The organism is Planomicrobium sp. CPCC 101110 (assembly GCF_007859395.1).
GTDB lineage: Bacteria > Bacillota > Bacilli > Bacillales_A > Planococcaceae > Planococcus.
This window is the reverse complement of the sequence record NZ_VOHD01000006.1, coordinates 124,056-137,591: the sequence shown is the minus strand read 5'-3', so window position 1 is coordinate 137,591 and position 13,536 is coordinate 124,056. Positions and strand designations below refer to the sequence as shown.

Annotated in this window: 14 protein-coding genes and 1 riboswitch; of the genes, 5 read left to right on the top strand and 9 right to left on the bottom strand. The window is 42.6% G+C overall.

Annotated features, from left to right (window positions below):
* Positions 1-639 precede the first annotated feature (639 nt).
* From FQV30_RS08530 to FQV30_RS08520, 4 genes are all read right to left on the bottom strand, one after another.
* The gene (locus tag FQV30_RS08530; protein ID WP_146499742.1) at positions 640-894 is read right to left on the bottom strand and encodes a hypothetical protein; all 255 of its coding nucleotides are present in this window, start codon (positions 892-894) and stop codon (positions 640-642) included.
* Between the two features lie 23 nt (positions 895-917).
* On the bottom strand, positions 918-1,814 hold the full coding sequence (locus FQV30_RS08525) for an acyl-ACP desaturase (protein WP_146499741.1): 897 nt from the start codon (positions 1,812-1,814) through the stop codon (positions 918-920).
* Between the two features lie 654 nt (positions 1,815-2,468).
* The gene (locus FQV30_RS18360; RefSeq protein WP_186725628.1) at positions 2,469-2,627 is read right to left on the bottom strand and encodes a hypothetical protein; all 159 of its coding nucleotides are present in this window, start codon (positions 2,625-2,627) and stop codon (positions 2,469-2,471) included.
* Positions 2,554-3,615, bottom strand: a complete 1,062-nt coding sequence (locus FQV30_RS08520; protein ID WP_146499740.1) for an AAA domain-containing protein — start codon at positions 3,613-3,615, stop codon at positions 2,554-2,556. The genes FQV30_RS18360 and FQV30_RS08520 overlap by 74 nt, the downstream gene beginning before the upstream one ends.
* A 267-nt stretch (positions 3,616-3,882) precedes the next feature.
* Between FQV30_RS08520 and FQV30_RS08515 the strand changes: the two genes are divergently transcribed.
* The 3 genes from FQV30_RS08515 (at position 3,883) to FQV30_RS08505 (ending at position 6,594) form a co-directional block, all read left to right on the top strand.
* On the top strand, positions 3,883-4,668 hold the full coding sequence (locus tag FQV30_RS08515) for a DUF4240 domain-containing protein (protein ID WP_146499739.1): 786 nt from the start codon (positions 3,883-3,885) through the stop codon (positions 4,666-4,668).
* 231 nt (positions 4,669-4,899) lie between these two features.
* Positions 4,900-5,631 (top strand): Bax inhibitor-1/YccA family protein, encoded by a 732-nt coding sequence (locus FQV30_RS08510; RefSeq protein ID WP_146499738.1) that lies wholly within the window; start codon positions 4,900-4,902, stop codon positions 5,629-5,631.
* Positions 5,632-5,868: 237 nt separating this feature from the next.
* Positions 5,869-6,594: an SDR family NAD(P)-dependent oxidoreductase gene (locus FQV30_RS08505; RefSeq protein WP_146499737.1), complete on the top strand. Its 726-nt coding sequence runs from the start codon at positions 5,869-5,871 to the stop codon at positions 6,592-6,594.
* 156 nt (positions 6,595-6,750) lie between these two features.
* On the opposite strand, the gene FQV30_RS08500 is transcribed toward FQV30_RS08505, so the two are convergent.
* Positions 6,751-7,530, bottom strand: coding sequence for a class I SAM-dependent methyltransferase (locus tag FQV30_RS08500; RefSeq protein WP_146499736.1), 780 nt, complete (start codon positions 7,528-7,530; stop codon positions 6,751-6,753).
* Between the two features lie 351 nt (positions 7,531-7,881).
* On the opposite strand from FQV30_RS08500, the gene FQV30_RS08495 reads away from it, so the two are divergent.
* Positions 7,882-9,126, top strand: coding sequence for an aminotransferase-like domain-containing protein (locus tag FQV30_RS08495; RefSeq protein ID WP_146499735.1), 1,245 nt, complete (start codon positions 7,882-7,884; stop codon positions 9,124-9,126).
* 468 nt (positions 9,127-9,594) lie between these two features.
* On the opposite strand, the gene FQV30_RS17940 is transcribed toward FQV30_RS08495, so the two are convergent.
* The 4 genes from FQV30_RS17940 to FQV30_RS08475 form a co-directional block, all read right to left on the bottom strand.
* A complete protein-coding gene (locus tag FQV30_RS17940) occupies positions 9,595-9,759 on the bottom strand; it encodes a hypothetical protein (protein ID WP_186725585.1) in 165 nt (54 codons plus the stop codon).
* Positions 9,760-9,976: 217 nt separating this feature from the next.
* On the bottom strand, positions 9,977-10,672 hold the full coding sequence (gene tenA, locus FQV30_RS08485; protein WP_146499733.1) for a thiaminase II: 696 nt from the start codon (positions 10,670-10,672) through the stop codon (positions 9,977-9,979).
* 138 nt (positions 10,673-10,810) lie between these two features.
* A riboswitch (TPP riboswitch) is annotated at positions 10,811-10,913 on the bottom strand.
* Between the two features lie 165 nt (positions 10,914-11,078).
* The gene (locus FQV30_RS08480) at positions 11,079-11,405 is read right to left on the bottom strand and encodes an IDEAL domain-containing protein (RefSeq protein ID WP_370512380.1); all 327 of its coding nucleotides are present in this window, start codon (positions 11,403-11,405) and stop codon (positions 11,079-11,081) included.
* Between the two features lie 29 nt (positions 11,406-11,434).
* Complete coding sequence (locus FQV30_RS08475) at positions 11,435-12,085, bottom strand: DsbA family oxidoreductase (protein WP_146499732.1); 651 nt, start codon at positions 12,083-12,085, stop codon at positions 11,435-11,437.
* 421 nt (positions 12,086-12,506) lie between these two features.
* Here FQV30_RS08475 and FQV30_RS08470 point away from each other — a divergent pair, with 421 nt between their 5' ends.
* Positions 12,507-12,749, top strand: a complete 243-nt coding sequence (locus FQV30_RS08470; RefSeq protein WP_146499731.1) for a helix-turn-helix domain-containing protein — start codon at positions 12,507-12,509, stop codon at positions 12,747-12,749.
* Positions 12,750-13,536 lie beyond the last annotated feature (787 nt).

Sequence of the window (13,536 nt, the reverse complement as noted above, 5' to 3'; positions counted from 1 at the left end):
CAATCGTTGCGTTAGTTGAAGAAGGAAAAAGCTTTACTCCTTGTTCAAGTGAAGCACCCATTCAAAAACCACATTATAAATAATAATTACATCTATCATTAGAAAAGCTAAGAACACTAAGCATTTTAATAAGAGCCCGCTACGAGGCTTTTTTTTATATTATCATTTATTAGTAAATTGTTACATATTCACCAAGGATTCAAGGATTCATCTTTACTTACCTGTTTCTATATCACTAGACGTTTTAGTGCGGCAAACATCATATTTGATCAGTTAAACGTGATGTTTCGCGTTAAAATCGATACTTTTGATGATTTATTTAAATGTTTTTTCTATGGATAATTCTCTATTGTCTATATCAATATTTTAGAACGTAAAAAGCCATCCTCCAAAGAAGATGGCTTTCCTTTTTCCGACTCCTGTATCCTCGGGTCCTCATATATGATGAAGCAATTATTTATTCTTGCCGTGTTAATATCATTGGAACCTAGTTGGATTTTCTTTTCACCAATCCAAATTTCATCTATTTCACTAAAGTGATGCCTCTTTAATACATTACGTACTTGTAATACTGTTTTAAGAGATTCAATTTATTGCTCATATGCTTTCAACTTAGGCTCAATAAATATAGTTGAGTAATTAATTTTCGATTTCAAGAATAGCCTCGATTTCTTCTTGGATCTCTCTATTCACCAAAAGAGAACGTTTTTTTCTCAATTCAAGATCCATTTCTTTGTCAATGAAATTATTCGTATGTTTGTCAAAACAATTAAAACAAATAAAGTAAAAGTCTTTTTTCTCTTTCTTTAAAAAATTAAATTCCCACGTTTCAAGTTCCAAATAACTTACTTTATCTTTCGTTTCTTTTTCACATAATTCGCAAGTTGTTTTCATGATAAAAAAACCCTTTCATACATCTACTTTTTATTTTTTTCTAGCTGGCGATCTGTAATTCTTTTTAAACGCCCATGATATTTCAATATATTCGCTTGTGATTGTTTGGCATCTTCGCTAGTAGGTTGCAAGTTGGCAATATCCCAGTATTTAACAACTACATCTAATACTTGGTCAAAGTATTGTAGTGGTCCATAATTCGTATCTATTGCAATGGTTTTCATTCTCTCGTTAAAGTCTGGCATAACGGCACCTGGCATAGAGAAATTAATAATTACCTTCTCAAAATAAACAATGAAATTCGGATCAAGTTCAAGATGTGCTTTCACTGTATCGCGATAGAATGCATAATGAAGTGCTTCGTCTTTCGCTACACGTCGAAGTAATGTTGCTAAATCTTTGTCGTAAAGACCTGCTACCCTAGCTACATTATTATAAAAAACTAGTGTAGCTAACTCTTGCAAAGTAGTATAGGCCATTGTTGCTAGAGGATTAGTGAAGTCTGGAAACCAGCCACTTTCAACTACTCGTTTTCTTAATTCATGCAATCTTACGGGATTTACGTTTCGTGTCACCAATAAATACGTTTCAAGTAAGTTAGAGTGCTGATCTTCTTCAGCCGTCCAAGTGCGTACGAAATCATTTATTACTTCCATTGAATTTTTAAATGTATAATCCAAATGCGAAGTATACCAAGGTAAATTTACTTCTGTAAGTAATGCTGTTTCTACCGCAATAATTACACCTTCTGGAAGAGTTACTTGACTCTCATCCCAAGGAACTCGTTGGAAGGACATGGCCTTGTCCCATGGAATAAATTCGTGATAGCTCCAGTCAATATTTGCAGAACGTTCCTTGTGTAATTGGTATAATTCTTTAATTCGTGATTCTAAGCGTATATCCAAATCTGAATTTAACATTATCTTTTCTCCTTTAGGTGTTTTCCTAACTTTAAACCATTTGAATTTTTTTAACAATTATAATGTTAGAACGTTAGTGTAACCGCCAAGTAGGATAGATCAATTTTTCACAAATTCGATTTTTTAACTTTTATTATTAAATATAGACATTCCTCTATTGTTTTAACCAATGGAGATTAAATACATCTAACTTTCTTTAGATATTATAGTTTGAACATGCTTATTTTTTTCTTGACAAATACACAAGACAATACTTTTAATTATTCTAGCTTCTTTCAAGCCCGTCAATAATTAAGTAAAAATAGGTAAATCATTTACCTGTGTTTGCCTTGTCAATTAAGCTTTTAAAAACATCTCTGTCAGTTCGGTATGAGCTTGATTGAATGCCAATAGAAGTTGAAGATAACATGAATTGATGCCTACGATATCGTCATTATTGATTGGTGATTTTCCATTTGCCGATAAAATTTTTCAAAATCTCTTCGTCTAGGGTCTGTCTTTCTTCCCGGTCCGTGACAAGAACTCTATGGGAAAGACCGTGTGATAGATGCAGGCAGAAGACCTGATACTTAGCGTCTGGAAAGGCGGCAAAAGTACGATAGGTAATTCAAATGTTACTTCGACTTTCTCATAATCTTTTCAAACTTTGCATCATTATTTAGTCAACTGCCGATCCCTAACCGGCTCAATCCCAAGCGCATCCAACTGCACCCAAAGACTCTCTAAAGCTTTCGCCTTATCAAAATAAAACTCTCTTCCGAGTACCCGCCAGAATTTCCAGCCTGCGCGTTCCAAAGATTCCTGGCGCTTCATGTCTTCTTCGAATTTCTCGGGGCCTTGCCATCTTTCGCCGTCGCATTAGGCGGTCGCGGATGCCTTCGACGACCAAGTCGATCCGGTACTGGCCGCCTTTGACTTGCGGCGTGACTTTATAGCCGCGCGCTAAAAGCATACGCAGCACGTCCACTTCGAACGGCGAATCGCATTGCTCTTCGAGGTTCTGGACTTCCATATTGAAGCGGGTCGGGTTTTGGCAATAGCTCAGCAAACGGTAGCGAAGATCTTCCGGATTCAGCTCTTCCAAATCCACGGAATGGTAGAGCCGCATCTGGTTTTTCGCCCGGCTTACGGCAACGTTGAACCGCTGCATGTCGACATTTTTGGTCAACGCCATAAATCTCCGGTTCGGCGCTGACACCATCGACAGGAAGATGATGTCGCGCTCGTCACCTTGCAGCGTATACGGATTTCCGCAGATGATTTTCCGTTCGACAAATTCGCGGTCGCCGATTTCTTGGCGGATGCAGGATTCTAGCAGCTTGTGCTGATCCTGCCCGAGCAGCGTGATGACGCCGAACGTCTGCCCTTTCAGCTTCGGATCACGAATCATGGCTGCCATATCGGCGACGATTGCATCGATCTCGCCTTCGTTGACATCTTTTCGGTCATCGATGCGGCCGTCATTGACTTTGATCGCTGTGACCGGCGGGTCGATTTTGTCTTCTTCGAGCGGCAGGCGCAGCGGAATCATTTCGCCGCCGTAGCTCATGTCGTTCGAGAACTGGATGATTTCCGGCATGCAGCGGAAATGTTCGCGCAGCATCAATTTCCCTTCTTTCGAGAAAGTCTGTTCGGCAATCTCGTATAGGGAGAGATTGCCGTCAAACAAATCGGCATTCGGTATGCCTTTCAAGTGGCGGCGCAGCAATTCGTATACATCTTCTTGCTTCGTCCCGATGGATTGCGGGCTGATTTGTTCGTCGTCTCCGACAACTACGACCTTTTTCCCGCGGAGCAGCACATTGATCGAAAACAGATCGCATTGGCTGCTTTCATCGAATATGATGACGTCGAATTTCTCATTGGTGTCCGAACTGTTATATCCGCACTTTTCAGCCGCGAACCAGTTAGAAATCCGTTAAAGATTACGAATTGATGGTGTCGATATATGAACTTCTATCCTACTTCTTACTAAATTGCCTAGTGCATAAAATACTGCCTCTATGTACAATAAGAAAATGATTGGAAGTAAGTTCTTTTAAAATGGAAGGTTCGAGGAGGTGCACTATTGGAAGCCCATTTAATTTGTCAGAGCAGCTATTCAAACAAGTTTTGGAAAATAACTGTGGCAAAAAATTCGTTTGCCGTTACATACGGAAGAATAGGAACTGCTGGCACGATGAGAGCGAAAGATTTTTCTTCGCCGGAGGCTTGTCTGAAGGAAGCGCATCGGCTCATTGGATCCAAATTGAAAAAAGGCTACCGGCCGGCTGTGGCTGTTCCACACAAAATAGCAGAAAGTGCAATGACAGACTCCCGCTTCTGGGAGCTTTTAGAGGAATGCAAAGAGCATGGTGGAAATCCTTTCGAACCCTTGGAATGGCTCGTTTCTCATTTATCCGAAAAATCAGTGACAGACATTATCAGTTTCGACTCCTTTTTGCGTGAGCATTATAGCAAGTCGTATACAAAGGATTTATGGGCCGCTGCTACTATTGCCATGGGAGGATGTTCTGAAGAAGGCTTCCATTCATTTCGAGCATGGATGCTTTCCTTAGGGGAAACCATTTATTATGCGGCGATTAGAGACCCAGAATCCCTTCTTCCCTTTCTAAAATTGCTTGAAGAACGAGAAGGAAGTCCCCAGCTGAAAGCGTTGCTACGAGTCGCAAGCAACGCTTACGAAGTGAAAACCGGTTCAGGTTTCGAAGACTATAAGAGATTATACGAACAATTGATGGGTGAAGATTTTAACCTGAATGAGTTTGAAATAGTTTGGGAGGAAGATATGAAGGAAAGTTTACGCAGAACGCTTCCTCGTCTTTGGGCAGTTTTCGGAGAAAATCCGTTATAAATATTAAAAACGCCATGAAAAAATTTTCCCTTTCGTCTCATAAAGTAAATTCAGTCAACTATTGGCCTCTACCATAATGCTTTTACTGGTAATGGCATTTGCGTAGCTTTTATTTTTTAACTTCTCATTTTAATCAAATGAAACAGGGTATACCATATGAACGAGCCTGATTAATTCCAATTGGGAGCAACTTTTTTCAGAGATTTTTACTATTTAATTGAGGTGAATGGGATGCGAAGTGGAAATCCAAGTTTGAAAGCTGAAGCGTTTGAAAGATATAAGGACCAGGGATCGGGCCGAACTATGACCATTATGGGTACTGTCAACAAAACATTCATTTTGTTGTTGTTGCTGCTCGCTACTTTCGTCTATTCGTGGAATCAGTTTCTCGCCAGTCCAACTAGCGCAATGCCGCTAGTTCTTATTGGAGGGATCGGCGGTTTTCTCGTAGCCTTGGTGACGATTTTCCTTCCAAAAGCTTCGCCATTCACAGCTCCTCTCTATGCTTTGTTGGAGGGATTGTTCCTCGGGGCAATATCCGCCCGATATGAACTTCAATACGGCGGCATCGTGTTTCAGGCGGTGCTTCTTACTATTGCGGTGTTGCTGAGTTTGTTGGTCGTCTACAGATCTGGCCTCATTAAGGTCACACATAATTTCAGGCTGGGCGTGGCCGCCGCCACAGGTGCCATCTTTGTTGTGTACCTGGTCTCCTTTATCGGCCGATTTTTCGGGTTCCAGATCCCGCATCTGCACGAAGCGACGCCTCTCAGCATTGCGATTTCGGTCATCATCGTCATTATTGCCGCGCTGAATCTCGTATTGGACTTTGACTTCATTGAGAATGCATCAAAGAAGCGTGTCCCAAAATATTTTGAATGGTACGGCGCGTTCGGATTATTGGTGACATTAGTATGGCTATACCTCGAAATCCTTCGGCTGCTGTCAAAATTGCGCAGATAACAAACCAAACGTCCTTCGGGGCGTTTTTCTTTTTGCGTTTTTTATAAATCTGTATCGAGGATTCGAGAAGTTTAGCTCAGGAATCCTGGAGTATGAAGATTATAGTTTTGACTATTCAGAAGCCAAGTGCTTATATGTTTCAATAAAAAAAGTAAACCTAAATTGTCAAAATATTTGAAATAATTATAGTTTCGAGATAATCTTAAGGTGCTTGCTAAATTGATTGGAGGAATACATATGAGTAAATTACAAGGAAAAGTGGCGATTATTACAGGCGGCGCATCAGGCATCGGTGCGGCAACAGCGAGGCTTTTTGCGGAAAACGGTGCGAAACTGGTGATTGTGGATCTGAACGAAGAAAAAGGGGAAGTTTTCGCCAAAGAACTGCCGGACGCTGTTTTCATCAAGGCGAACATCACGGATGAAGCGCAAGTTCAAAGCGTCTACGAAAAAGCCGTTGAAAAATACGGCCAAATCGATATCGTCTTCAACAATGCAGGCATCGGGAAAGTGACGCCAACCCATGAACTTTCTTATGAAGAATGGAGAAACACAGTGAACGTTGACCTTGATGGCGTTTTCCTAGTGGCGCGCGAAGCGATCCGCGCATTCCAGAAATCTGGCGGGGGCATAATTATCAATACAGCCTCCATGTACGGGTGGGTCGGTTCCCCTGGTTCTGCCGCTTACAATGCAGCAAAAGGCGGGGTCGTCAACTTGACGCGGTCCCTTGCGCTTGAGTATGCCGAGCAAAACATCCGTGTGAATGCCTTGTGCCCTGGATTTATCGATACACCGATCATCCCCGAAGAAATGAAGCAATTCTTGTCTGATGCTACGCCGCTGAAGCGCCTTGGCCAAGCCGAAGAAATGGCAAAAGCGGTTCTGTTCCTCGCTTCGGATGATTCAAGCTTTATGACAGGCAGCAGCTTGATAATAGACGGCGGATATACAGCTCAGTAATGCCAGAGTCCCTGGTATTTGAGTGACGGAAAGAATTGGACAATTTTGCATGGCTAAAGCCTCTTTCTAAGCATTGCATGCCCTTCAAGACAATTTGTGAATTGGCACGAAAAAGCAAGATACTCTTTCAATGAGTGTCTTGCTTTTTTTGCAGACTCATACAACCACCCGTACGAGGTATCTTGAAAATGTAATGGCCAACCCTTGATCTGTCGCATGTTCTTTAAAAATGCAGCTGACTGCATCTGAATTTTCCCTTTGCAGCTCTTCAAAGATAGCGGGTGTCTGGCCGAAGCAGCGATACTTCAAAACATCCAATGGGGACTGCAAGAATTCTTTTGTCTCCACAAAATCGATAGCAGTTTTTGCGAATCCGCTCATATGCAAGCGGTCTTTTAGCAGCTGCAATACAGATGCTCCGGAATGCGGAGTAAAAAGATTTGGGAAAAGCGCATTGAGCTCTTTTCCTGTTGACTCCCCAGGATGAAGCCCTAAAACTTCTCCTCCTTTTCGGACCACCTTTTGAAGATTCGGATAAGCGGAGGTCGGTCCTTTCCGGATATAAGCGCAATCAAAAGTGTCCGAAGCAAACGGCAAGCCGTCCTTAGTGTTCCCTACTACAAAAGAAACGTTCGCCTTTCGTGACTGCAGGCCTTTTGAGACAAATTTGTCAGTAACATCAAGCCCTACAATCCCTTTCGCCTCCCTGGCGCTCTTCAAAGCGAACTCCCCGTGGCCGCATCCGACATCCAGCGCAATTCTGCCTTTGACCATATTCATCACTTCCCGGTCAAATAGCGATTCGCCATTCGGCTCTTCACGAATGGAATTCCATGGATACAAATAAGCGCCTTCTGTTTCGCCGAGCTGCTGGTACCAGGCAAGTGAATGAGGTATAAGCCAGCCGGGAAGGCGGGTTGGGTCGATGAGTTCCATAATATCGCTCCTGTTCTATTCATTTAGAAAAGCATTGTCCGTTATCCCCAAAAGAACCCTATGCCTAGGAAAATCAGCCAAAACCCTTCTGCTGACTTATGCTTCCGTTTTTGTCCTCTTCCATAGCCATATTCCATTGCATTTGGCAGGTTTCTCTCCCGGTAATCAGGAGGATTTGGAGTGCTTTTCTGTTTCCCCTGCATCCAAAATACTCCATGATGCAAACGCTTTTACTGCTCCAGACTATATTTTCAGCGAGTTTTATGCAAATCACAAGGCAAGCAGACAATAAAAGTGTATTATAAAGACTAGTTATTTTTATCAAGTCTTATTAAAAAGGGGCAACCAGATATGCAAAATAAGTTTGCAAAAAGAGCAAGTTCACTCCAACCTTCTGATATGCGCATCATCCTGACTGCAGGAGAGCGCCCAGAATTGATTTCTTTTGCGGGAGGTCTTCCGGCCCCGGATCTGTTTCCAATTGAGGCATTAAAAGCGGCAAGCGAGGCTGTTCTTTCAGAAGAAGGCCCTGCTTCCCTCCAATATAGTGCGACAGAAGGCTATATCCCACTTCGGCAGAAAATCATTGAACGGATGAAAGCTGTCAACATACCGGCGGAGTTGAGCCAGATCATGATCACTTCCGGCTCCCAGCAGGCGATCGACCTGACGGGCAGGCTCTTTTTGGACGAAGGGGATACAATCATTTGCGAAAGCCCTACTTACTTGGCAGCGATCAATGCGTTCAAAACATATGACGCCAATTTTGTGGAAGTGGACATGGATGAAGATGGCATGATCATGGAAGCTTTGGAAAAACGGCTTCAGGAAAATCCCCATACAAAATTCATCTACACCATTCCCGATTTCCAGAATCCGACGGGACGAACACTCAGCCTTGAAAGAAGAAAACGGATGATCGAGCTTGCCAATCGCTATGACGTGCTTGTCCTGGAAGATAATCCGTACGGAGCCATCCGCTTTTCGGGAACTCCAATTCCTCCGGTCAAGCATTTTGATACGGAAGGCCGAGTCATTTACTTGAGCTCGTTTTCTAAAATTTTCGCACCAGGGCTCCGGTTGGGCTGGATTTGCGCGGATCAGGTCTTCATTGAAAAATACATAGCCCTGAAAGAATCGTCGGATATGCATACCGATGGTTTTGCCCAGCGGCTTACATCTAAATATATGGAACAAAACGATATCGAGAAACATATTGCAAATATAAAAGCCGTCTATAAAGCGCGATGCACTACGATGATCCAATGCATCGAGGAGTTTTTCCCTGAAAACATCTCTTTCGTCAAGCCGGAAGGCGGCCTGTTCCTGTGGGTCGAGCTCCCGCCTTTGATGGATTCACGCAAAATCGCTTTGGAGTGCCTGGAAAACAATGTGGCTGTGATCCCCGGCGGCGCCTTTTTCGCCGATAAAGCAAAAACGAACACAGTGCGGCTGAATTTCTCGAACACTTCCGAAGAGCGCATCAAAGAAGGCATGAAACGCATCGGCAAAGTACTGCACCGCGAAATGGCTAGCGAACCGACTCACATCGAAACTGTGACATTGGGAGAAAACTCTCTTTCAACCAGCAGCTGAATGGACAATATAGAAAAGCAGCTTCATTATAAAATGAAGCTGCTTTTTTGTATCAAACACCCTTTTGCTACCGGACGTTTCTTTAAATGAACTGCCAGCTGGCGTTTATCTTTTGAATAAAATCGGTTTGCAGGCAGTTTTTTTCTTGTCTGCGGGTTTTGTTTTTTATATTTCCTTATGTAAATAAATACATTTACAATCTTTAACAAGATTTTCTTCTTATCACTCAAAATCCTTTTCCTAAATAGGACCAGTCGCATAAACGCGATGGCCCTACAGTTTTTAAGCGCTTTTTTTCTTGCAGGCGTTCAATTTCTTCTCAACAAGTTGCAATTCGGTCCCATAAGTCGGAACTGAGCATCTAATAGTTGGAACTCGCGCCTGCTAAGTCGCAACTCACCCCGAATAAGTTGGAACTCGCCTCGCTTCTGCCTTCCGCCCAAAAGGCACTCTTATAAAATCAGTTCATCAAAAGATCAATCCGCTCCACACCAGCAACATATTCAGCCCACCAATTGAAAACGCAATGCAAGCCGGCCACGGAAAGCCAAGGGAATAATGCTGGAGGCCAAAGCCCAAACTGGTTATTGCGACGGCCCATTTGTCGCCTAGGCGTTCGGAAAATCGCCCCAACAAAGCCCCCTCCAAACCAACTCTTCAAGCAGCGCATTCTTTCCGGAAAATGAGAAGGCAAGAAGCCAAAGTTTCTGGATGAGCGGTTCTTCGTTCCAGATGATAAAAGGCGCAAATACCGCTCTATTCACTGCCAATGCAATAACAAAGTTTCTGCGCTTTTCCTTTTTCATCTGACATTACACGCGCTTTTTTATCCCGACTGGGAAAATCGGATTCAGAAGGCCGGTTTCAAAGAAGTCCCTTGATGGGTCGGCCATTCTTCCAGCTTATAGGCCATATCAAAAAAAGCGTATTCATACTGGCAGCTCAAGATAAAATGCTCCTTCATCTTCTGCCTTTCTTGTTCCGATGCTCCTTCAGCCAAAAAATCCATTTTATTGATATAGGCATTCATTCTCGGTTCTTCTTGCGCGCCGTAAAAGCGGATCCAGTCATAAAATGGGTGCGCCGCCTCTGGTTCATAATCTTTGATGATCCGCTCACCGATATAAAGGTAAATCCACGGACAAGGCAGCGAAACAGCAATCGCTTCGCCAAGAGTCCCGGTTTGGGAAACTATCAGCATGTGGTTGATGTAATTGAGCGCTGTCGGTGCCAACGGAAATCCTTGAAGATCTTCATATTGCACTCCGGCAACTTCGCAGAAATTGCGGTGCGGATGCACTTCGCTATTGAGTATGAAACCGATGCTGGCATTGAACATTTCCATGTCTTCACGATTGGTGCATTTTGCCATCGCAAAAGCTTTTGTCTGGATCATCGCGTTCAAATATTCAAAGTCCTGTTTCACATAGTGGACCAGCTGCTCTTTGTCCACTTGGCCTTTTGCAATTCCTTGGACAAAAGGATGCTGGTAGCACGCTTCAAAAATCGGTTCCGCTTCTTGCCATAATTCCTCTGAAAAAGTCATCTTCCAACCTCCTAGTTTTTCTCAACACTTTCCACTGAACCAAACCAAAAAGGCCGCCCCAAATGGAGCGGCCTTCAAACAGGAAAAGAGCCGATCAGAAAAGAACGGGAATCTTTGGATCACTAGTTGAAAGAAATGATTGGACCGGCTCCACTTTCCTACGCTGGTGCTAACCAGATCAGGTTCAAAGGGACAAAGGAAACTCCTTATCTCAGCCATTGCGGCACCCCTAGCGGATTTCGTATCAAGTTGTTTTAACAATACCATAGTTGCCAATAACTGCAAGGGTTCTTTTTCAATCCCATTTATGAGGAATGTTGTTTTGCGCAGCCCAAATAAAAAAAGCAGAAGGCTAATTGAAAGCCTTCTGCCCGTTCTTTCGGTTGTTTGAAAGTCCATGCTTTTCTTAGTTCACCGTTTGTATTTTTTCATTCAATTCTGCAGAGAGCTCGATAAACCATTCTTCATCGCCTGTTGACAGCGCCAGGTCGATCAGGAACTCCAGCTGACCGGCATCTTTCGTATGGCCGGATGGAATGTTTTCGACCTGTTTGACCGACATCGGGATGGTTCTGCCGATCAACTCCTCGTTATCGCTTTTCACGACCGTAACATTCACCGCTTCTTTGGCAACGTTCATGGATTCGACAAACCCGATGATCAGCTCCCCGTGGCGGGAAACGCCTTTTACCCAATCGCTTGTTTTTAAAATGGTCTGATTTGTATTCAACATAGGTTTGCACCTCTTTTTTTAGTATCGTCTTAGCAGAATCCGTCTATTCCACAAGCAATTCCTTCAAAAAGAACTTGCGGTTTTTGCTTTTTCAGTTCTTCTTCGATAATCTGCTCGATCTTTTCTTTCGGGTGGATGCCGGCAATCGCTGTTTCACCGATAACAAATGTCGGCACCGCTGTGATGTTCGCCTCTTCATAAGCGTGCCGGAGGGCTTTCTGATGGGCTTCTTTGTACTTGCGTGTTTCAAGTGCCGACCGGTATTCTTCTTGATCCAGCCCAATTTCTCCAGCAAGCGCCGTCAGTATATCGACATTGCCGATATCAAGCCCTTCCTGGAAAAATGCCCGAAGCATCCGGTCGTTATAGGCTGTCGCTTTCCCGTTTGCCTTGGCGTATTGAAAGCCTTCAAACGCTAAATGGGTGTGCGGCTGGGGTGAAACGTCAGGCAGGACAATATCAATTCCCATGTTTTTCGCCATCGGGTATACCGATTGCGCCCAAGTGGTCTGGAGGTAATTTTCTTCCGGCCGCAAAGTCGGATTTGGCGCTGGGCGAAGTTCGAATGGCATCCATTCCACTTCTACATCTTTTCCTTTGATCGCTTCTTCAAGCGGCTGTTCAGCCAGGAAGCAAAACGGGCAAACATAATCGGAATATATTTTCACTTTTAAAGTCATATCTGAACCGTCCTTTCAAACGCAGAAAAAAGCTATATTTTGTTGCGGAAACCTTCTATTGCAACAAACTGAGGTTTTCCGTCTTTTAACAGAAGTTGTATCAAAAAAACGTTACTATGGCAGTAACTCTCAAACGCCAATCCAAGCAACGGCCGATAGAAATCATCTGTTGCCTGATTAGAATCTTCTTTTTTATTGGTGCTAAATAGAATTTTACGCCCAACAAAGCCTTATTACAATTTATTTGCTCTGAATTCGAGATAAGCTCATCTGTATATTAATATAAAGCTTTCCCTTTTTTTCTTAGACTAAACAAGCTTAAATGATCTTTCATTCAGTTGTAAAAAAACTTCCATAAAGCAGGTGCTATAATGTAAGTAAATGGTATATAATAGGCAAAAAGACACCCAGGAGGAATGTCATGGATAAAGAATTCTTTACGATCACTGAAGCTATGCCGATTTTTGGAGTCAGCCGTACAACAGTTACATACTGGATTACTGAAGAGATCATCAACGCCGAGAAGATAAAAGGGAAATGGATGATTGACGGCCATTCTGTGAAAAACTGGCAGGAATTTCAGGCTTCAGGATTTCCTGCCGGCAATAAAGTGATAAGGAAAAAATTTGAACTTGCTTTTAGAAAGAACAAAACTACCATCTAATGTTTTCCATGAAATTCATATAAACACATTCAACCTCTTCATCGATCTTTCAATAAGATCTTCTGACTAGTCCACTTTATCAATACGCTATGCCGAAAAATCCCTGCAGGTAAAGCTAATGCAAGCACGGCCAGTAAAAAGGAGCCGAAAAGAGCATATACATACTGTGCTATTCGTTTGCAAAAGACCTTATTGGCAATAGAGGATGCCCCGTTTTCCAAAGATATTAGTCGGGTCTCTGCGATATTAAAACTAATTCATTGATGAAATCCTTTTCTATAGAAGAAACCTGGATCCCCCCACTAATCCTCTTTCAACAATAAGTTCAGCAATTCATTCATCTAAATTCCGAATGAACGGAGAATGATTTCATTTTATTGAGATTACTCTCCGCTTATCGGAAGCTATCAAAATCCGGCAAATCTGTTGTCCTTAAAGTTCATCCGAGTTGTATTTCATGTTATCTATAAGTCCTTTATACGGAGTTCAGCATTGGTATAAGATTTCTTCCATGTTCGAAGAAGGAAATAGCACCTTACTAAAAACGTCTAAATAAATTTTCCCGAAACTTAGTTTGATTATTGAACTAACTCAAAAACCATGACATAATGAAAGCGCATACAAAATATTTTTGTTTGCATACTTTTTACTTGTTTAAGAAAATATGCAAACAAATGCGAAAGGTGGGTCGGGCACTCCTTTACACTGGAAACAGCAGATAGTTTATCTACATACCCGCAACAAGAATGGTAGTGAAAACGAATCTAAATGGAAAGGATGATTTTTC